At 73.1% G+C, this 18860-nt stretch carries 17 protein-coding genes; 8 read left to right on the forward strand and 9 right to left on the reverse strand.

The genetic code is table 11. The annotated features are described in order from the left end of the window. Positions 1-33 precede the first annotated feature (33 nt). Complete coding sequence (locus DEJ46_RS31090) at positions 34-816, reverse strand: hypothetical protein (RefSeq protein ID WP_055644328.1); 783 nt, start codon at positions 814-816, stop codon at positions 34-36. Positions 817-1033: 217 nt separating this feature from the next. On the opposite strand from DEJ46_RS31090, the gene DEJ46_RS31095 reads away from it, so the two are divergent. Continuing rightward, positions 1034-1651, forward strand: a complete 618-nt coding sequence (locus DEJ46_RS31095) for a transglycosylase family protein (protein ID WP_150271694.1) — start codon at positions 1034-1036, stop codon at positions 1649-1651. Between the two features lie 2 nt (positions 1652-1653). Here DEJ46_RS31095 and DEJ46_RS31100 read toward each other — a convergent pair whose 3' ends face one another. Genes DEJ46_RS31100 through DEJ46_RS31110 form a run of 3 tightly spaced genes read right to left on the reverse strand, consistent with a single transcriptional unit; the run spans position 1654 to position 5284 of the window. Continuing rightward, positions 1654-2313 (reverse strand): ATP-binding cassette domain-containing protein, encoded by a 660-nt coding sequence (locus DEJ46_RS31100; protein WP_150271695.1) that lies wholly within the window; start codon positions 2311-2313, stop codon positions 1654-1656. After that, complete coding sequence (locus tag DEJ46_RS31105) at positions 2310-4895, reverse strand: ABC transporter permease subunit (protein WP_150271697.1); 2586 nt, start codon at positions 4893-4895, stop codon at positions 2310-2312. Before DEJ46_RS31105 ends, DEJ46_RS31100 begins: the two co-directional genes overlap by 4 nt. Continuing rightward, on the reverse strand, positions 4883-5284 hold the full coding sequence (locus DEJ46_RS31110; protein ID WP_150271699.1) for a hypothetical protein: 402 nt from the start codon (positions 5282-5284) through the stop codon (positions 4883-4885). The genes DEJ46_RS31105 and DEJ46_RS31110 overlap by 13 nt, the downstream gene beginning before the upstream one ends. A gap of 102 nt (positions 5285-5386) precedes the next feature. Here DEJ46_RS31110 and DEJ46_RS31115 point away from each other — a divergent pair, with 102 nt between their 5' ends. From DEJ46_RS31115 to DEJ46_RS31130, 4 genes are all read left to right on the forward strand, one after another. Continuing rightward, the gene (locus DEJ46_RS31115) at positions 5387-5914 is read left to right on the forward strand and encodes a hypothetical protein (RefSeq protein WP_150271701.1); all 528 of its coding nucleotides are present in this window, start codon (positions 5387-5389) and stop codon (positions 5912-5914) included. Next, a complete protein-coding gene (locus tag DEJ46_RS31120; RefSeq protein WP_150271703.1) occupies positions 5892-7187 on the forward strand; it encodes an ABC transporter substrate-binding protein in 1296 nt (431 codons plus the stop codon). The genes DEJ46_RS31115 and DEJ46_RS31120 overlap by 23 nt, the downstream gene beginning before the upstream one ends. Positions 7188-7285: 98 nt before the next feature. Beyond that, on the forward strand, positions 7286-8572 hold the full coding sequence (locus DEJ46_RS31125; RefSeq protein WP_150271704.1) for a glycosyltransferase family 4 protein: 1287 nt from the start codon (positions 7286-7288) through the stop codon (positions 8570-8572). Positions 8573-8659: 87 nt separating this feature from the next. Next, positions 8660-9658 (forward strand): helix-turn-helix transcriptional regulator, encoded by a 999-nt coding sequence (locus DEJ46_RS31130; protein ID WP_150271706.1) that lies wholly within the window; start codon positions 8660-8662, stop codon positions 9656-9658. Here the strand turns inward: DEJ46_RS31130 and ctaD are convergent. Beyond that, positions 9585-11309: a cytochrome c oxidase subunit I gene (gene ctaD / locus DEJ46_RS31135; RefSeq protein ID WP_150271708.1), complete on the reverse strand. Its 1725-nt coding sequence runs from the start codon at positions 11307-11309 to the stop codon at positions 9585-9587. The two genes, DEJ46_RS31130 and ctaD, sit on opposite strands and share 74 nt — an antisense overlap. A gap of 385 nt (positions 11310-11694) precedes the next feature. Here ctaD and DEJ46_RS31140 point away from each other — a divergent pair, with 385 nt between their 5' ends. Beyond that, entirely contained in the window at positions 11695-11910 is a 216-nt protein-coding gene (locus DEJ46_RS31140) for an I78 family peptidase inhibitor (RefSeq protein WP_150271710.1), read from the forward strand. 121 nt (positions 11911-12031) lie between these two features. On the opposite strand, the gene DEJ46_RS31145 is transcribed toward DEJ46_RS31140, so the two are convergent. Then, complete coding sequence (locus DEJ46_RS31145; protein ID WP_190622985.1) at positions 12032-12913, reverse strand: phosphatase PAP2 family protein; 882 nt, start codon at positions 12911-12913, stop codon at positions 12032-12034. A 406-nt stretch (positions 12914-13319) separates the two neighbouring features. On the opposite strand from DEJ46_RS31145, the gene DEJ46_RS31150 reads away from it, so the two are divergent. Then, positions 13320-15050, forward strand: a complete 1731-nt coding sequence (locus tag DEJ46_RS31150; protein ID WP_150271712.1) for an MFS transporter — start codon at positions 13320-13322, stop codon at positions 15048-15050. 42 nt (positions 15051-15092) lie between these two features. Here the strand turns inward: DEJ46_RS31150 and DEJ46_RS31155 are convergent, their stop codons facing one another. Continuing rightward, a complete protein-coding gene (locus DEJ46_RS31155) occupies positions 15093-15527 on the reverse strand; it encodes a cell division protein SepF (protein WP_141297324.1) in 435 nt (144 codons plus the stop codon). Positions 15528-15838: 311 nt separating this feature from the next. Between DEJ46_RS31155 and DEJ46_RS31160 the strand changes: the two genes are divergently transcribed. Next, positions 15839-17104, forward strand: a complete 1266-nt coding sequence (locus tag DEJ46_RS31160; protein ID WP_150271714.1) for a DUF5685 family protein — start codon at positions 15839-15841, stop codon at positions 17102-17104. A 99-nt stretch (positions 17105-17203) separates the two neighbouring features. On the opposite strand, the gene DEJ46_RS31165 is transcribed toward DEJ46_RS31160, so the two are convergent. Then, entirely contained in the window at positions 17204-18181 is a 978-nt protein-coding gene (locus tag DEJ46_RS31165) for an ABC transporter substrate-binding protein (RefSeq protein ID WP_150271716.1), read from the reverse strand. Next, positions 18178-18657, reverse strand: a complete 480-nt coding sequence (locus DEJ46_RS31170; RefSeq protein ID WP_150271718.1) for a GNAT family N-acetyltransferase — start codon at positions 18655-18657, stop codon at positions 18178-18180. The genes DEJ46_RS31165 and DEJ46_RS31170 overlap by 4 nt, the downstream gene beginning before the upstream one ends. Positions 18658-18860: the final 203 nt, after the last annotated feature.

Genomic DNA, 18860 nt, shown 5'->3' on the forward strand with positions numbered 1-18860 from the left:
GCAAGGGCCCTATGCCGGGCCGGCCGTCGTCCATCAGGTACCGGCCAGCGGCATCGCCGCCGCCACCAGGCGCCCGTTCGCCGCGGCCTTCTCCAGAGCGTCGCGCAGCAGGTCCTCGCGCGGCTGCTGGCCGATGGAGCCCACCGGGGCGGCGAAGACCAGGACCGTGTGCGACTTGTTGGCCGCCGCGCGCCAGCCCTCGGTGACCTGGAGCGGCTGGTGCGCCTGCCACCAGGCGGCCTGACCGGCGCCGTTCGGTCCCGGCTGGAGGACGGAGTGCAGCTGGCCCATGGCGACCAGGACCGACCAGCCCGGCAGCGGCGCGGGCTTCTCGTTGAGATCGGTGACGGGCCGGAAGCCCTGCTCCGCGAGGAGCGGCAGGAACTCGTCGACGAGACCGTCCGTGCCCGGGCGGGCCACGGGGGCGGTCGGCTCCACGACCAGCGCCGGGTGCAGCTCGCCCTCGATCAGGACGAGACCGCTGGTGACACCGAGCACGGCCTGCTCGGGGTGGGCGGCGGACAGCGCGTCGGCGGCGTCCGACGCGGTGATCGAGGCGACGGCTCCCTGGAGCTGCGCCTCGGCGACCTTGACGACCTGGGAAGGGATGCAGCTGGCGTGGGCGAACGCGAGGACCGCGGTCTCCTCACCGACGAACAGCACCGTGCTGGTGCGCTCCTGCTCGGAGTCCCCCGGCGTGCGGCAGGAGGTGCAGTCGTAGCTGCCCGGGGCGTTGTCGCCGGCAAGCAGCCGGTCGGCTTCTTCGTCGCCGATCTCGGCGCGTACGTCCTCGCTGACGTCGAGCATGCGCGGCACGGGGGGCTCCCTGGACTCGGTACGGGGGGACGCCGGGCCGTTCCCGGTCGTCTCATGCCGAGTTCAACGGGTCAGGATCGGCCGGGGTCACGCGTGGAAGCGAGGCAACTTGCCGGTGGCTCGTGCGGCGGGGCCGGTGACTCCGACCGGGTGGGGTGTGAACACCGTTCCGCGCGGCACGGGCCGGGGGTGCCGGGCGGCTGCCTAGCCTGCCCCGATGTCGAAGATCCGATTTTGGACGGCCGGTTCCGTGGTGGCCGCGGCGGCGGCGCTGATCACCCTGACGCCGGTCCCGGCTCACGCCAAGGACGTGTCCGACGGGCCGTGGGACGCGGCCGTGGCCGCCGCGGTCTCCGGGGCCGTCTCGTCCTCCGCGGACGCCGTGCGGGCCGCGGCGGGCGTGCCCGGCTACGCCTGCGCCGTCGACCAGTGGCCGTGGGGCTGCGTCGCCGAGTGCGAGAGCAGCGGCCGCTGGCACATCAACACCGGCAACGGCTTCTACGGGGGGCTCCAGTTCTGGCAGCCGACCTGGGTCGAGCACGGCGGCACGAAGTACGCCCCGCGGGCAGACCTGGCGACCCGCCCGCAGCAGATCACGATCGCGGAGGAGGTCCTGCGCACGCAGGGCTGGGGCGCCTGGCCCGTCTGCTCCAAGCGGTACGGGCTCAGCGGTCGCGTCCACACCGTCCAGCCGGGGGACTCGCTCGGCTCCATCGCCCGGCGCTTCGCCGTCAAGGGCGGCTGGCAGGCGCTCTACGCGGCGAACCGGAGCCTCATCGGGCCCGACCCGAACCGGATCGTCGTCGGCACCATGCTGCGGATCGCGCCGCTCTGACGTCAGGGCGTGGCGCCTCGGGCGTACTCGTGCGGCTCCCCGCTGGACGCGCGGGAGCCGCGTCGCAGCTCGTGGACGAGCGAGCCGCCCGGCAGGCCCTCCGGTACGCGCTGCTCGGCCAGGACCACGGCCGCCCCGCGCTCCACGGCGAGCGCCGCGAGCAGCCCGTACGTACGGGCCGCGACCGGCGGGGCCATGCCGAGCGACGGCTCGTCGACCAGCACCACGCGCGCGGGCCTCAGCAGGGCACGCGACAGGGCCAGCATCCGGCGCTCCCCACCGGAGAGGGTCCCGGCGGGCCGGGACAGGAGGGGGACGAGCTCGGGGTACGGGGCGGGGGCGCCGGCCGGCACGGTGAGCGCGAGGTTCTCGGCGACGGTGAGCCCCTCGTACACCGCCCGCAGATCCGGTACGAAGCAGAGCCCGCGGCGCGCCCGCTCGTGCGGCGGGAGCCGGGTGACGTCGGCGCCGCGCCACAGGACCCGGCCGGAGGAGAGCCCGACCGTGCCGGCGAGGGCCCGCAGGGCCGTGCTGCGGCCCGCGCCGTTGCGCCCCAGGAGCACGGTGACGGTGCCGGCGGGCACGGGCAGGTCGAGGCCGTGCAGGGCCTCCAGGGGGCCGTAGCGGACCCGGGCCGCGCGCAGTTCGATCTCCACGCTCATGACAGGAGCCGGCCGCCTTCCATGGTGTGCACGGTGTGCGCGATCCCCGCGACGAGGTCCGGGTCGTGCTCGACGACGAGGACCGTCAGGCCGTCGGCGGCGAGCGCGGCGAGGAGCCGGGCGAGCGCAGCGGTCTCGGCGGTGTCGAGGCCGGCGGCGGGTTCGTCGAGGAGGAGCGTGTGCGGCTGCCCCGCGAGCGCACGGGCGAGCTCGACCCGGCGCAGCGTGCCGGTCGGCAGGCCGGCGGCCGCGCGGTGCCGCACGGGGCCGGCGAGGCCGACCAGGCGCAGGCTCCGCTCGACCGCGGCGGGGTCGCCGCGGACCCGGCCCCGTTCCGCGCCGAGGCGGACGTTCTCCTCGACGGACAGTGACGGGAACACGGCGAGCCGCTGGAAGGTCCGCGCGATCCCGAGCCGCGTCCGGGCGTACGCCGGGCGGGAGGTGATGTCGGTGCCGTCGAGCGTGATGAGGCCTTGGCGGTGCCGGGGGTGGAGGGTTCCGGCGAGGCAGTCGAAGAGGGTGCTCTTGCCGGCGCCGTTGGGTCCTACGAGCGCGGTGATGCGGGCGGGGGTGAGGGCGAGGGTGACATGGGAGAGGGCGGTGATGCCGCCGGGGTAGATGAGGGTGAGGTCGTCGGCGCGGAGTTCCGGGGCGGAGGCCGGTGTGTGTGCGGGTGTGTGGGCCGGTGCGGGCCGGTGGGGGTGCGTCCGGCCTTCGGCCGGACCGGGGTTCCCACCCGCACCACTCGTGCGGGTTGCCGACCGAGGTGCGGGCTTTCCCGTGGGGGGTGCCGCGCCGCCGGCGCCCGGCGGTAGGTGGGGGGTTCGGCGGAGCAGCAGGGTCGTCAGGGGCGGGAGGCGGCCCGACTGGGTGGCCAGGAGGCCGATGAGGGCTGCTGCCGTGCCTGCTTGGGGGCCCGCGTCCAGGGTCACCAGGAGCGCCGCGCCCACCAGGGGCGTGAGGAGGCTGTCGGCCCCCAGGGCCAGGACGGCCGCGAACCAGAGCAGGCCGCGTACCGGGTCGTACGCCTCCGGGTCGAAGGCGCGCAGGCCCATGCCCAGGAGGCCGCCGCCCAGGGCCGCCAGGGCCGCGCCCAGGACGAAGGCGAGGAGCTTGAGGGCGGGGACCGGGACGCCCGCCGCCTCCGCGCCCGGTTCGTGGTCCCGCAGGGCGGCCAGCGCGCGGCCCGTGCGGCCCCGGCGCAGCGCCGCCACCAGGGCCAGGCAGCCGGCCAGCAGGACCAGCTCCAGGGCGTAGAAGGCGCGGTCGTCGGAGAAACCCGCCGGGCGGCCCAGGGACAGGCCCGCCGTCGCGTACGGCTGGGTGAGGACGAAGCGGCTCACCGCCACGCCGGTCGCCAGGGTGGCCAGGGCGAGTGCCAGGCCGTGGCGGCGGATCGCAGGCCAGGCCGTCACCAGGCCCACCACGGCCACCATCGGCACCGCGAGCCCCAGCGCCACGAGGGCCGGGACGCCCGCCGTCGCCAGCAGGGCCGTGAGCAGCGCGCCCAGGCCCGCGTACGCCGCCTGGCCCAGCGCGATCTGGCCGCCCCGGCCCGCCACCACGACGAGGGACAGCAGGATCACCGCCAGCGCAGGGACCTGCACCGCCGTCTGCAGGTCGGAGCCCGCGAAGCCGAGGGGGAGGAGGAACAGGACGCCGATGGCCGGCCAGAGGAGGGTGGGGACGGGCCGGGCGCGGGGCGGCGGGGGCAGGGCGTCCCGGCCCTTGCCGCCGACGCCCGGCAGGACCAGGGCCGCCACCAGGAGCGCCACCACGAAGAGGTTCGCCCCGAGTGCCTGCACCAGCGGACCCGCCCACCCCTCCGGGTGCAGCCGTGTCATCTGCGCCTGAGCCACCCCGATCGCGACCGCCGCCACGATCGCCACCGGCAGCGAGCGCATCCGGGCGATCACCGCGACCGCGATCACCTCGATGACGAGCAGCGGCATCCCGTACGGGTCGAGCCGTACGTACGGGGCGAGGAGCACGCCCGTCAGTCCGGCCGTGAACGAGCCGAAGGCCCAGCCCGCCGCCGCCACCCGGTCCGCGTGCACCCCCGACAGGACGGCGAGCGGACGGTTGTCGACCACGGCCCTCAGCTCCCGGCCGAACCGGGTCCACCGCGTCACCGCCGCCACCAGACAGGCCAGCGCCACCACCGCCGCCAGCTGCGCCCACGGGTCGTCACCGAGCAGCACCGGCGCGTCGTCCCGCGCCCCGCCGCCCCACAGCAGCGCCGCCCCGCCCACGAGCAGCACGAAGACGCCGATGGAGGCCACCAGGGTCTGCGCCGGGTTCGAACCGAGGAGCGCGAGCGGGCGGAACACGCCCCGGTCCAGGACGAGGCCGATGCCGGGGGCCACCACCAGGAGCGTGACCAGGGCGCCGAGGGGCAGGGGCCAGTCCCACACGACCACCAGCTGCCGCAGCACGTACGCGCAGATCATCGCGACGGCGCCGTGCGCCAGGTTCAGCACCCCGGTCGCTCGGTAGGTGACGATCAGGCCGATCCCGGTGAGCGCGGCCGCGCTGCCGACGGCGAGGCCGGCGAGCGTCAGTTCGTACGTCAGGGACGCCATGGATCACACACCGGGCAGGGGTCAAGGGCCGCGTCGCCGGCCTCCGTCGCCTCCGCCTTGCCCGCCACCAGCGGGCAGTCCGGGCGGTGGGCCAGGGTGCCGCCCGGGACCCGGAGGAGGGGGCCGTCCGAGGAGGGCGGGGGAGTCTCCGTGGTGTCGGGTGGGCCTGCCCGGTCCGGTGGGGCGGCAGGGAACAGGAGCGCCGCCGTGACCAGGACCGCGCCCGCCACGATCAGCGCCGCCCCCGGCACCGTGCACGAGGCCAGATAGGGCAGCTGGCGCTCCGCGAAGCGCTCGCCGGAGATCCCGTACCAGCCGAGCGCGCACAGCACCGCGCCCACGGCGGCCGCCGTGACACCGCCCCACAGCAGGATCCGGGACCTCTGCACGGGCCTCCCTCGTCTCTCCCTTTCCTTGCACTATGCCCCGGTTCGTCCCACCCTGGAAGCAGCAGGCCGCACGGCCTGGCGAGACACCCGGTGGTGAGCCAGATGGTTCTCGAACGACTCGGCGGACGCACCCGGCTCGCTGCCCTCGCGGCCGCCGCCCTCCTGGCCCTCGCCCCCGCCGTCGCGGGCTGCTCCGACGACACGACGTCCGGCAATAACGTGTCGGAGACCGCGCCGTACGGGATGACCGCCGAGCCGCCGGGGGAGGACGAACCCGCCGACCCGGCCGCCGCCGAGGCGGAGATCACCAAGAACTGGACGGCCTTCTTCGACCCGAAGGTCCCCGCGGCCGAGAAGGTGAAGCTCCTGGAGAACGGCGACACGATGCAGCCGGTCCTCGCCGCCTTCGCCGGAGACAGGAACGCCGCCGCGACCTCGGCGCGGGTCACGGACGTCGAGTTCACCTCGGCCACCGACGCCGAGGTCACCTACGACCTGCTCGTCGGCGGGGCCCCCGCCCTGCCCGACTCCCAGGGCACCACGATCCTCCAGGACGGCACCTGGAAGGTCTCCGTCAAGACCCTCTGCGGCCTGGTCGAGCTGAGCGGTGTCACCGTTCCGGGCTGCTGAGGCGGTCGCGGCGCTGCTCCTGGCCGCGCTGATCGTGCTCCTCGCGGGGTGCGGCAGCAGGCTCCCGGAGCGCGCCTTCGAGACGCGGCCCACCGCCAACCCCTCCGGCGGTGAGCCGCTCCGCGTCGGGATCATCACCAGCGCCACGAGCCCGGTCGGCGGGCAGGCCCTCACCGGCCCACGCGACGGAGCCCGCGCCTACTTCGACGCCCTGAACGCCCGCGGCGGCCTCGACGGACGCCGGATCGAGGTCGAGACCTGCGACGACGGCGGCAGCGGCGTCGGCAACAACGCGTGCGTGCACCGGCTGGTCGACGAGCGGCGGGTCTTCGCGCTCGTCGCCACCACCGCTCTGAACTACGCGGGCGCGCCGCTCGTCTCCAGGGCCGGCGTCCCCGACATCGGCGGCCAGCCCCTCACCCCCGCCTACGACACGTATCCGCACCTCTACGGGATCTACGGCAGCTCCGCCCCGCGCACCGGCGGAAAGCCCGGCTGGGACGGGACCCTGTACGGCGGGACCGAGGTCTACCGCTGGTTCGAGCGGGAGAAGGGGGCCCGGACCGCCGCCGTCGTCTCGTACAACCAGGCCGCTTCCGCCGGCTACGCCCGGCTGGTCTCCGACGGGCTGCGCGCCGAGGGGTACCGGGTCGTCGACGAGCAGGTCGACTTCGCCCTGCCCAACTTCCGCGCGGTCGCGGCCGACCTGCGGGACCAGGGCGTCGACCTCCTCTTCGACGCGATGGACACCCACGGCAACGTCCGGCTGTGCGAGGCGATGGAGGCGCTCGGGGTCCGCGTCGACGCCAAGGTCACCAACGTCCAGAACTGGTCCTCGTCCGTCGCCCGCGACTACGCCCGCGCCCCCGGCTGCCGCAGCGCCCTGTGGGCGACCGGATCCAGCCGCAACCACCAGGACACCGGGCACCCCGCGGTCCGCGAGTTCCGGGCGGCGATGGGGCAGCGTCCCTTGTCCCAATGGCAGCTGGAGGGGTGGGCGGCGGCGATGTGGTTCACCGACGCGGCCCGCTCCTGTCTGGCCGGGGGCGGCGGGCTCACCCGGGGGTGCGTCGAGGAGTACCTGAACCGGCCGGAGCCGTACACCGCGCGCGGACTGCTGCTGCCCGTCCGCTTCGAGCACCTCGCGGAGCCGCCCGAGACCCGTCACACCTGTCTGTCCGTGGCCCGTTGGGAGGACGGCCGGGGCTGGGTGGGGCAGGGCGACATGACGGACAACTGCATGACCGTGCCCATGCTGGGCTATCGCCCGTGACGCGGAGGTACGTCCCGGCGGAAGGGAGGCGCGTCCCGGCAGTACAGTCGGCGCGACCGACCGACCGACATCACTGACCGGGGGGAACCGGCAGCCCGATGCGTATCTCCTTTCTGCTCCACAACGGTTACCACTACGGCGGCACGATCCGGACGACGTTCACGCTCGCCGAGGAACTGGCCGCCCGCCACGAGGTCGAGATCGTCTCGGTGTTCCGCCACCGGGACCGGCCGATCCTCGGCCTCCCCGCGGACGTGACGCTCCGTCATCTCGTCGATCTGCGCAAGGACAGTCCCGACCACGACGGCGACCACCCCGACATCCACCGGCCCGCCGAGGTCTTTCCGCGCGGCGACGGCCGCTGGAAGCAGTACAGCGCGCTCACCGACGCCCGGATCGGGGAGTACCTGCGCGGCGTCGAGGCCGACGTCCTCGTCGCCACCCGCCCCGGGCTCAACGTGCACCTGGCCCGGCAGGCCCGGCGGGGGCCGGTCCTCGTCGGCCAGGAGCACCTGGGCCTGGCCGGCCACAGCCGCCGGCTCCGGCGGGACATCCGGCACGAGTACCGGCTCCTCGACGCCGTCACGACGGTCACCGAGGCCGACGCCCGCGACTATCGGAGACTGGGGCTGCCCGGCGTACGGATCGAGGCCGTGCCCAACTGCGTGCCCGCGCCCGCCCTGCCGCCCGCCGACCCCGCGGCGAGGACCGTCGTGGCGGCGGGCCGGCTGACCCGCGTCAAGCGGTACGACGTGCTCATCGACGCCTTCGCCGAGGTCGCCGCGGACCACCCGGACTGGAAGCTGCGGATCTACGGCACCGGCGACGCGGTCGAGGACCTGGAGAAGGAGCTGGCCCGGCAGATCGGGGAACGGGGCCTCGGCGGGCAGGTCTTCCTCATGGGCGCCGTCCATCCGATGGAACCGGAGTGGGCCAAGGGCTCGATCGCCGCGGTGACCTCGCGGCGGGAGTCCTTCGGGATGTCGATCGTGGAGGCGATGCGCTGCGGGCTGCCGGTGGTGGCGACCGACTGCCCGAACGGACCGCGCGAGATCATCGAGGACGGGGTCGACGGGCGGCTCGTGCCGGTCGACGACGTGGCCGCGGTCGCGGGGGCGCTGCGCGGTCTCGTCGAGGACGACGAACTGCGTGCGAAGACCGCGCGGGCGGCACTCGCCTCCTCCGAACGCTTCGACCCCGTCCGGATCGTGGCCCGGCACGAGGCACTCTGGACGGAGCTCGCCGACCGGGGCGCGAGCCGGCGCACCGACTCGGCGGGGCAGGCGAAGCGGCACCACGAGATCGGCCGGGCCGTCGACGCGGCCTACCTGCTGAGGACGAAGGCCGCCCGTCTGGCGCGCGGCCTGCTCCGGCGCCTCCACTGACGGCCGTCGGGGGGTGTCCTGCCGATCGGGCCGCTCGCCCTCGCATCGAGGACCGTACCTGTCCGCGAGGGCTGACAGACTCGGGGCATGTTGGAGACCTCCGCACGGCTGCTGCGTCTGCTCTCGCTGCTCCAGGCCCACCGGGAGTGGTCCGGTGCCGATCTCGCCGACCGGCTCGGGGTGACCTCGCGTACGGTACGGCGCGACGTCGACCGGCTGCGCGAGCTCGGCTACCCCGTGCACGCCAGCCCCGGCACCGGCGGCGGCTATCAGCTCGGGGCCGGGGCCGAGCTGCCGCCGCTGCTCCTCGACGACGAGGAGGCCGTGGCGGTCGCGGTCGGTCTGCGCACCGCGGCCGGCCAGGGCGTCGAGGGCATCGGCGAGACCTCCGTACGCGCCCTCGCCAAGCTGGAACAGGTCCTGCCGGCCCGGCTGCGGCGGCGGGTGGGCGCGCTCACCGACTTCACCGTGCCCATGCTGCGTACCCCGAGCGAACGGGTCGACCCGGCGGTCCTCACCGAGCTGGCCAACGCCTGCCGGGACAGCGAACGGCTCCGCTTCGCGTACCGGAACCACGGCGGCGACACCACCCGCAGGACCGTCGAACCGCACCGGCTCGTCTGCACCGAACGGCGCTGGTACCTCGTGGCCTGGGACGTGGACCGCGGCGACTGGCGGACGTTCCGGGCGGACCGGATCGAGCCCACGCCGCCGCACGGTCCGCGCTTCCCGCCCCGGGAACCGCCCGCCGAGGACCTCGCCGCGTACGTGTCGAAGGGGGTGTCCGGCGCGGCCTACGCGACGGAGGTCACCGTCCGGCTGTTCGTCCCGCTCGCCGAGGCGGCCACGGTCATCGGGCCGATGGACGGGGTCCTGGAACCCGAGGGCGAAGGGAGCTGCCTGCTGCGGGCGGGGGCGCACAACCTCCACGTCGCGGTGGTGCACGTGGTGCTCATGGGGCTCGACTTCGAGGTGGTCGAGCCTCCGGAGCTGACGGAACGGGTCCGCGACCTCAGGGACCGGCTGTCCCGCGCTCTCGATCGGACGGACCGTCGGGCGGCGGGGGAGACGGCGGAGGGCTCGTGATCCGCATCCGTTCGTAGGCCGCGAACTCCGGGTGGTGCAGGTCGAAGGCCGGAGACTCGGAGCGGATCCGGGGCACGGCGTCGAAGTTGTGCCGGGGCGGCGGGCACGAGGTCGCCCACTCCAGCGAGCGTCCGAAGCCCCACGGGTCGTCCACCTCGGCCTTCGCGCCGTACCGGTGGGTCCACCACACGTTGTAGAGGAACGGCAGCGTGGACACGCCGAGCAGGAAGGCGCCGATCGTCGACACCGTGTTGAGCGCGGTGAAGCCGTCCGCGGCCAGGTAGTCGGCGTACCGCCGGGGCATGCCCTCCGCACCGAGCCAGTGCTGTACCAGGAAGGTCAGGTGGAAGCCGACGAAGAGGGTCCAGAAGTGGACCTTCCCGAGCCGCTCGTCGAGCATCCGGCCGGTGAACTTGGGCCACCAGAAGTAGAAGCCGGCGAACATCGCGAAGACGACCGTGCCGAAGACCGTGTAGTGGAAGTGGGCCACGACGAAGTACGAGTCGGTGACGGCGAAGTCCATCGGCGGCGAGGCGAGGATCACGCCCGTGAGCCCGCCGAAGAGGAAGGACACCAGGAAGCCGACCGACCACAGCATCGGCGTCTCGAAGGACAGCGAGCCCCGCAGCATCGTTCCGGTCCAGTTGAAGAACTTCACCCCGGTCGGCACCGCGATCAGGAACGACAGCAGCGAGAAGAACGGCAGCAGCACCGCGCCCGTCGCGAACATGTGGTGCGCCCAGACCACCACCGAGAGGCCGGTGATCGCCATGGTGGCCGCGACGAGGGTCGAGTACCCGAAGATCGGCTTGCGGGCGAAGACCGGGATGATCTCGCTGACGATCCCGAAGAACGGCAGCGCGATGATGTAGACCTCGGGGTGGCCGAAGAACCAGAAGAGGTGCTGCCACAGCAGCGCCCCGCCGTTCTCGGGCTGGAAGACCACGGAGCCGAGCCGCCGGTCCGCCTCGAGGACGAGCAGCGCCGCCGCGAGGACGGGGAAGGCGACGATCACCAGGACCGCCGTGAAGAGGATGTTCCAGGTGAAGATCGGCATCCGGAACATGGTCATGCCGGGGGCCCGCATCCCGATGATCGTGGCGAGGAAGTTCACCGAGGTGAGGATCGTGCCGAAGCCCGAGAGCGCGAGCCCCATGATCCACAGGTCGACGCCGACGCCCGGCGACCGCTCCAGGCTGTTGAGCGGGGCGTAGGCGGTCCAGCCGAAGGCGGCCGGGCCGCTCGGGGTGAGCAGCGAGCCGATCACCATCAGCCCGCCGAAGAGGAACAGCCAGTACGAGAACATGTTCAGCCGCGGGAAGGCGACGTCGGGGGAGCCGATCTGCAGCGGCACCAGCTCGTTGGCGAAGCCGGCGAAGGTGGGAGTGGCGAAGAGCAGCAGCATGATCGTGCCGTGCAGGGTGAAGGCCTGGTTGAACTCCATGTTCGACACGAGCTGGAGCCCCGGGCGGGCCAGCTCGGCCCGCATCAGCATCGCCATGAGTCCGGCCATCAGGAAGAAGGCGAACGAGGTGACCAGGTACAGGTGGCCGATCTTCTTGTGGTCGGTCGTGGTGAGCCAGTCGATCAGGACCCGGCCGTGCCGCTGCCGTCCCGATTCGACGGCTACGGTCGCTGTCTCGGTGCCCATCGCTGCCCTCCGCCTCGCTCTCGGGACCCCGCTCGCCGGGCATCGGGACATGATGCGGGCGGCGGGCCCGCGGGGCGGGGAGGCGGTGGGGGCCGCTGCTCCGGTCGGCCGACACCGCCCCGGCGGAGCCGGCGTAAGCGTTCTGTAAGGGAAACGTGAGGGCGCCGCGTGCGGGGCCCGGACAATTCACCGCGCGGCGCCCGGGGAACCGGGAATTCCACGGGATTTGCCGGCCCCGTGATCCCCTTGTGCGAAGTGCCGGAGGCTCTTCGGAATTGCTGGAGAATCGGCCCGGAACTGTCCCATCGAGTGACGGCCGGCGTGTCAAACATATGTCGAGAACTTGTGACACAAGCGTGACCGCGAAGAGGCTAACGTGAGGCCCATGTCACCCACATCGCGCACTCCCGAACCGCCCCGCGACGCTCCCGAGTCCTATGTGGGACTGGATGCGGGCGGCGCCGAGCAGCTCGCCAGGGCACGGGGCTGGAAGGTCGTCAGGTCCCTGCCGCCCGGCTCGATCATCACCATGGAATACCTGTCCGGACGCATCAACTTCGAGGTCGAGGACGGCGCCGTCACCCGCTGCTGGCTGGGCTGACCCCTAGTGGGGCGGACAGTGGAACGGGCAGCGGAACAGGCAGCGGAACAGGCTGTGCGACCGACACGGGAAGGGCCCCGGCCTTGGTTCGGCCGGGGCCCTTCCCCGATGTCGGTCGTGGTCAGCCGCGGGTCGCCGGAGCGCGGCCGCGGGCCACTCCCACGCTCTCGCGGACAGGCTCCTCGCCCGCGGTCGGACGCTGCGGGAAGAAGGCCGGGCGCGGACCGCCGGAGGCCACGGGCAGCGAGGGCACCAGCCGGCGACGGTCGCGCAGCCGCTCCCGCAGGCGGTCGCGCACGGCGAGGATCCAGGACTCCGCCACCGCGAGGAGCGGCTCGCACCAGGGCAGGGCGAGCAGGACCAGGAGCCCGGCGGCCCAGCCGAGCACCACGTCGCTCAGCCAGTGCGTGCCCAGATAGACCGTGGTGAGGCCGACGCCGAGCGCGACCACCGCGGAGAGCGCGGACAGATAGCGCCTGGCCCGGGGGGTGGTCGCCAGGTAGGCGAGGATGCCCCAGGTCACGACCGCGTTGGCGGTGTGCCCGGAGGGGAATATGTCGCCGCCCGCGAAGAGCTCGGCGGAGCCGACCTGCGTCGCGTAGTGGGGGCCGAGACGGCCGAGTCCGAGCTTGACCGCGCCGACCGAGACGTTGAGCAGCAGCAGGGCGGCGCCGAGACACAGCAGTGGCCGCAGGGTGTGCTGACGCCAGGAGCGCCAGCCCAGCCATGCGGCCACCATCACGGCCGTGGGGCCGCGCTGACCGAGGACGACGTAGTAGTCGAGGAAGGCGTGCAGTTCGGGCCACTGCTGATAGGGCCGGAACAGCATGATCTTCCAGTCGAGGGTCACCAGCCAGGTCGACAGCAGGACCGCCACGACAATGGCGAGATAGAACGCCGACGTCCCGCCGAAGAGCGCGAGACGCGTGCGGGTCATCCTGGGGACCTCTATCTTCGGCGGTTCCGGCTCCCGGTCCAGCCGGGCAAAGATGTCGGTACGCACCCAATCGACGTTACAGGGAGTGAGAAGCAGACCCGGTCGATCCGGTGTCTTCGTGATGACCATGTGATGTGGAGTAGGTCTCAGTCGCCGCTCCATTCCCGGCGTCCGTCGGTAAATCCGATGACCTTCAGCCCTATTGGCGGCACGGCTCTTTCCGGAAGGGTGTTTGAGGGCAGGGGAATTGCCTCAAACAGATATACGTACGGAATTCCATGCGACGCGCGGCCCTCGCCAAGTGGCGTACGCCACACCGTGAGGCCCGCCGGGGTGAGAGCTGCACCACGCGCTCGGCGCTTGAACTCGCGTACGCTGACGGCTCACTCGCCCGTCGATGTCGGGCCGCCCCAGGGGCATACGCCCTGGTCGGCGCCTGCCGAGCGCGAGAGCTTCACTGGGAGGTACGTACATGCAGCGGACGATCACGGCCCGAGCGCGAGCGCGTGCCGCCGACGGCGGGACCAACCGCTGGGTCGTCCTTCTCGTCCTCTGCGTCAGCCTCCTCCTGGTCGCCCTCGACGCGACCATCCTCCACGTCGCCGTCCCCTCGCTCACCGAGGACCTGCGCCCCAGCTCCACCGCGCTGCTCTGGATCGTCGACGCCTACCCGCTGATCTGCGCCTCGCTGCTGATCCTCTTCGGCACCCTCGGCGACCGGGTCGGCAGACGGCGGGTCCTCCTCCTCGGCTACGCGCTGTTCGGCGTCGCCTCGGCGGTCGCCGCCCTCGCCACCGAGCCGGGGGTCCTCATCGCGGCCCGCGCGCTGCTCGGGGTCGGCGGCGCCATGATCATGCCCGCGACGCTCTCCATCCTCCGGACGGTCTTCCCCGACCGGCGGGAGCGCGCCACCGCGATCGGCATCTGGACCGCCACCGCCGCGATCGGTGCCGCCACCGGACCGGTGCTCGGCGGCTTCCTCGTCGAGAACTACTGGTGGGGCTCCGTCTTCCTCATCAACATCCCGCTGATGGCGCTGATCCTGCCCCTCGGCCGCCGCCTCCTCCCCGAGTCCCGCGGCGACGCCGACGGCCCCTGGGACGTCCTCGGCGCCCTCATGGCCGCCGCCGGAGTCCTCGGCTGTGTCCTCGGGGTCAAGCGCGCCGGAGCCGGCGAGCCGCTGCTCGCCCTCCCGACCGCGGGACCGCTGCTGCTCGGCGCCGGACTCCTCGTCCTCTTCGTCCGCAGACAGAAGCGCCGCCCGCACCCGCTGATCGACATGCGGCTCTTCTCCCGGGCCGCCTTCACCACCTCGGTCGGCTGCATCGTCATCGGCATGCTGGCCCTGGTCGGCCTGGAGCTCATCGCCGTCCAGTACCTCCAGCTCGTCCTCGGACTGAGCCCCCTGGAGACCGGGCTCCGCCTCCTGCCGCTCACCTTCGCCGCCATGGCGGCCGGCGCCACCGGCTCGTACACCCTGCGCAGGATCGGCCCGCGCCGGATGGTCGGCTGGGGCTTCGTGCTCACCGCCGGCGCGGTGCTGCTGCTCACGCTCATGGGGCAGGACGACCGGCCGCTGCTGCTCACGGTGGGCTTCGTGCTGCTCGGCTTCGGCCTGCAGACCACGCTCTTCTCGGCGTACGAGTCGATGCTCAGCGAGGCACCGCAGCAGAGTGCGGGCGGCGCGGCGGCGATCGGCGAGACCTCGTACCAGCTCGGCGCCGGCATGGGCATCGCGCTGCTCGGCAGCGTGATGAACGCCGCGTACGCCCCCGGGCTCGCCTCGGTCCCCGGGGTCCCGGCGGAGGCCAGCAGAGCCGCGTCGAACTCCCTCGGCGAGGCCTACAAGGTCGCCGACCAGCTCGGCGGCACGGCGGGTGCGGCCCTGCACCAGGCCGCCCGGCACGCCTTCGTGGACGGTCTGCACATCACGCTCTGCGTGAGCGCCGTCCTCCTGCTCGTCGGCGCGGTGATGGCCCGGCGGCTGCCCCGGGTCATGGAGTGCCCGGCGGAAGCGGACGCGTCGGGTGACTCGTACGAGGTGTACGAGTCGTGCCGGCCGGCCAAGGCGTGCGAGCCGATCGAGTCGTGCGATCCCGCCGAGGCCCGTCAGCCTGCCGAGGTCCTTCAGCCCGCCGAGCCGCGGGTGCCCGCGACCCGGGAAGCGATCGAGCCCGCCGGCTCCGGACGCCCGGCGCACTGACCCGATCCCTCGGGTGGTGTCCGGTCGGGCCGGCGGACCCGCTCAGCTCTGGTTGAAGAAACCGTCCTGCGGACGCCGACGGGTCTCTCCGCCGACGATCTGGGTGTCGGCGGGAGTGAGCAGGAAGACCCGCGTCGCCACGCGCTCGATCGAGCCGCGCAGCCCGAAGGCGAGACCGGCGGCGAAGTCGACCACGCGCTTGGCGTCGTTCGGCTCCATCGCGGTCAGGTTCACGATCACCGGAACACCGTCCCGGAAGAGCTCTCCGATGCCCCGGGCGTCCCGGAAGCCGTCCGGCGAGACGGTGGCGATCCGGCGGCCCTGCTCCTGGGCGGTGTCCGTGGCCACCCGGACACGGGGGTCCGTCACCCAGGCGTCGCCGTTCTCGGCACCGTCGGCGTACTCGTCGTCGTAGTAACGCTCGTCGTTGTCCTCGACGAGTCCCAGCCAGGCACTTGCCTTGCGCACCGATCCCATGGACGCCTCCTTTCAGCGCGGTCACTTGTGGTTCCGCAGTCCCTATCGTCGTCCATGATGCGGATCGCGCGCCAAGCGGATACACGCCGTGCAGGAGATTCGTGACGGTACTGGTGCAGAACGTGAGCGTCGATTTCTGGCGATACGTCAGGAAACTTGCGGTATGCGGGGCCTGACGGAGGGGCGCGCAACTTAAAATATGAAAGTCGGGCCAGAAGGGTGACGGTGGGCGCGTACGGGTGAACGGCCCGGCTCGCTACCATGCCGCGAAGCCGCTCGACGGCACTGCGTACGGCTCACGGGGGAAGCTCATGTTCGGAATCGTCAGGCCCTGCACGCACCGGCTCACCGACGGACTCAAGACCGAGTGGATGGCCCACCTCTGCGGCCTCTGCCTGGCACTTCGCGCGGACCACGGGCAGTTCGCCCGGGTCGTCACCAACTACGACGGGCTCATCGTCTCGGTTCTGACGGAGGCTCAGACCGGGGTGACGGCGGCGGGCCGCCGCACGGCCGGGCCCTGCGCGCTGCGCGCCATGCGGACCGCGCCCGTGGCCCAGGGCGAGGGCGCGCGCCTCGCCGCCGCCGTCTCGCTCGTCCTCGCCTCGGCGAAGGTACGGGACCACGTCGCCGACCGGGACGGCCTGTTGGCGCGCAGGCCGGTTGCCGCGGCGGCCCGCCGGGTCGCCCGCTCCTGGGACAAGGCCGGCGCCAGGACCGGCCGCTCCCTCGGCTTCGACACCGCCGTCCTCGTCGACGCCGTCGACCGGCAGACCGGGATCGAGACCCTCGCGGGACTCGGCACCCCGCTGCTGACCGTCACCGAGCCGACCGAGACCGCGACCGCGGCCGCCTTCGCGCACACCGCGGTCCTCGCGGGACGCCCGGAGAACGCGGCTCCGCTCGCCGAGGCCGGCCGGCTCTTCGGGCGCCTCGCCCACCTCCTCGACGCCGTCGAGGACCAGCCGGCCGACGCGGTGGCGGGCGCCTGGAACCCGCTCACCGCGACCGGCACCTCCCGGGAGGAGGCCCGCCGGCTCGCCGACGACGCCCTGCACGGGATCCGGCTCGCCCTGCGGGACGCCGAGTTCGCCGACGACAAGCTCGTCCACGTCCTCCTCGCCCACGAGCTCCGGAGCTCGGTGGACCGCGCCTTCGGCACGACGAGCTGCTCGCACGGGGCGGGGCAGGGTGCCCCGCACGCGCACGGCCCGGTCCCGGGGAACCCGTACGCCACCCCCGGCAACCCGTACGCCCCCGGCGGGCCGGCCGGCCCCGGGGGTCCGTACGCCCCCGGTCCCGGCGGTCCCGGTGGCCCCGGCGGGCCGTTCCCGCCCGAACCGCCCAACCGGCGCGGGCTCATAGCCGGATGCGCCCTCTGGGTGGGCCTGGCCTGTACCTGCCAGATGTGCTGCGGCACCTTCGAGGACCCGTGGAGCCGCCAGCGGCGCGAGGGACTCTGCCAGCAGTGCGACCCCGGCAGCTGCTGCGATTGCTGTGACTGCTGTAGCAACTGCTCCTCCTGCTGCGAGGGTGATGGCTGCTGCGGGGGCTGTGACTGCGGCTGCGACTGCTGACGCCCGCGCGCCGAAATCGCCGCCCGGCGCGCCTGTGGGATCCCGCGGACCTGTGGGATCCCGCGGACCCGCCGAGCCCCGTCTGAGGCGCGTACGTCTCTACTTCGTCGGCGCCGGGATCTCCGGCGGGGTGATCTGCGACCGCTCTATGCCCGACGCCGTCACGCCCCACTTCCGCACGATCCGGTCGTACGTCCCGTCGGCCTTCAGGCCGTTCACCGCCGCCTGGAAGGCGGGGGCGAGCGGGGTGCCCTTCCTGAAGGCGAAGCCGACGTCGAGCCGCCGGTACTCGTTGAGGAACTTCACGTTCTTCTGCTGCGTCACCGCGTACCGCACGCCGTTGATCGTGCTCATCACGACATCGCTGCGCCCCTGCTGGAGCGACATCCAGACCGCTCCCGTCTCGTTGAAGACGTTCACCTCGTACACCGGCTTCCCGGCCTTCGCGCACCGGTCCTTGTTCTTCTCCAGGGTCTGCTCGAAGGTGGTGCCGGCGCCCGTCGCGACCTTCAGTCCGCACAGCTGCGTGAGGTCGGTGACCGCCGTCAGCGGGCTGTCGGCCCGGGTGGCGAAGCCCTGGCCGTCGTTGATGTACGTCACGAAGTCGATCGCCTTGCGCCGTTCCTCGGTCACGCCGAAGTTCCCGGTGCCGACGTCGTACTTGCCGCTGCCCAGCGCCGGCAGGATCGCCTCGAAGCCGACGACCTCGCGCCTCAGCTCCAGCCCGAGGGCCTTGGCCACGGCGGCCGCGAAGTCGGCGTCCACCCCGGCCACGGTCCTGCCGTCGGACAGATAGGTCGAGCTGGGCGGGGTGCCGACCGAGGCGGCGAGCGTGAAGGAGCCCCGCTGCCGCACGTCGGCGGGGAGCAGCTTCGCCGCGGCCTCGTTCTTCTTCACCGCCGACACCACGTCCTCGGTCGGGAGCGTGCCCTTCGCGGCGCCCGGCGCGCCGGAGGCCCCGGCAGGCGCGGTCGCGGGCTCGCCCCCGGAGCAGGCGGTGAGGGTGAGCGCGGCGGCGGTGATCAGCGCGAAGCCGAGGGTCGTGCGGGCGGTTCCGGAACTCGTGCGCGTACTCATGGTTTCGGGTTCTCCAGGAACTTCTCGAACGGCAGGGGGCCCAGTGACTCGAGATCGGCGGACACGTCGAAGAGCGGCCGGTAGCCGGTCGCCAGGTAGAGGCCCCTGGCCTCCGGCTGGCGCGCACCGGTCGTCAGATAGAGACGGGTGTAGCCGCGGGCGGCGGCCTCGCGTTCGAGCACGGTGAGGACGCGGCGGGCGAGCCCGCGCCTGCGGTGCGCCGAGTGGGTCCAGATCCTCTTCAGCTCGGCGGTGTGCTCGTCGTAGCGGCGGTACGCGCCTCCGGCCACGGGCCGGCCCTGCTCCATGAGGAGCAGGAAGGTGCCGTGGGGAGGAGTGAACTCCTCCGCCGGGTAGCGGCTCAGGTCGTCGGCGGTGCCGTACCGGGTCGTGTACTCGTGTGCCAGCTCGTCGAGGAGCGGGCGGGCCAAGGGGTCGGTGGTCGTGGTCCGGCGTACGGACAACGCGAAGGTCATGAAGGTCCTTCAGGGCGAAGGAGGGCAGAAGGGCAGGGCAAGGCAAGGCAGGGCGAGGGGAGGGGAGAGCTCAAGCGGCCACGACGGGGCCGCGTGTGAAGGCGCCGCGGAAAACAGCACGCGGGCAGGGGCAGAGCGGGGGTCGGCTCAACAGGAAGAGGACCACACGCGACCGAAGTCGATGTGGGAGCGCGTGACCAGCT

Origin of the sequence: Streptomyces venezuelae, from assembly GCF_008642375.1 — a bacterium.
Classification (GTDB): Bacteria; Actinomycetota; Actinomycetes; order Streptomycetales; family Streptomycetaceae; genus Streptomyces; species Streptomyces venezuelae_G.

What these genes read in the sequence shown, in the direction of transcription:
- DEJ46_RS31160 (WP_150271714.1), top strand. Translation starts at nt 15,839, where the DNA reads ATGTTCGGAATCGTCAGGCCCTGCACGCACCGGCTCACCGACGGACTC.
- DEJ46_RS31100 (WP_150271695.1), bottom strand. Translation starts at nt 2,313, where the DNA reads ATGAGCGTGGAGATCGAACTGCGCGCGGCCCGGGTCCGCTACGGCCCC.
- DEJ46_RS31105 (WP_150271697.1), bottom strand. Translation starts at nt 4,895, where the DNA reads ATGGCGTCCCTGACGTACGAACTGACGCTCGCCGGCCTCGCCGTCGGC.
- DEJ46_RS31125 (WP_150271704.1), top strand. Translation starts at nt 7,286, where the DNA reads ATGCGTATCTCCTTTCTGCTCCACAACGGTTACCACTACGGCGGCACG.
- DEJ46_RS31150 (WP_150271712.1), top strand. Translation starts at nt 13,320, where the DNA reads ATGCAGCGGACGATCACGGCCCGAGCGCGAGCGCGTGCCGCCGACGGC.
- ctaD (WP_150271708.1), bottom strand. Translation starts at nt 11,309, where the DNA reads ATGGGCACCGAGACAGCGACCGTAGCCGTCGAATCGGGACGGCAGCGG.
- DEJ46_RS31130 (WP_150271706.1), top strand. Translation starts at nt 8,660, where the DNA reads ATGTTGGAGACCTCCGCACGGCTGCTGCGTCTGCTCTCGCTGCTCCAG.
- DEJ46_RS31095 (WP_150271694.1), top strand. Translation starts at nt 1,034, where the DNA reads ATGTCGAAGATCCGATTTTGGACGGCCGGTTCCGTGGTGGCCGCGGCG.
- DEJ46_RS31170 (WP_150271718.1), bottom strand. Translation starts at nt 18,657, where the DNA reads ATGACCTTCGCGTTGTCCGTACGCCGGACCACGACCACCGACCCCTTG.
- DEJ46_RS31165 (WP_150271716.1), bottom strand. Translation starts at nt 18,181, where the DNA reads ATGAGTACGCGCACGAGTTCCGGAACCGCCCGCACGACCCTCGGCTTC.
- DEJ46_RS31155 (WP_141297324.1), bottom strand. Translation starts at nt 15,527, where the DNA reads ATGGGATCGGTGCGCAAGGCAAGTGCCTGGCTGGGACTCGTCGAGGAC.
- DEJ46_RS31115 (WP_150271701.1), top strand. Translation starts at nt 5,387, where the DNA reads ATGGTTCTCGAACGACTCGGCGGACGCACCCGGCTCGCTGCCCTCGCG.
- DEJ46_RS31140 (WP_150271710.1), top strand. Translation starts at nt 11,695, where the DNA reads ATGTCACCCACATCGCGCACTCCCGAACCGCCCCGCGACGCTCCCGAG.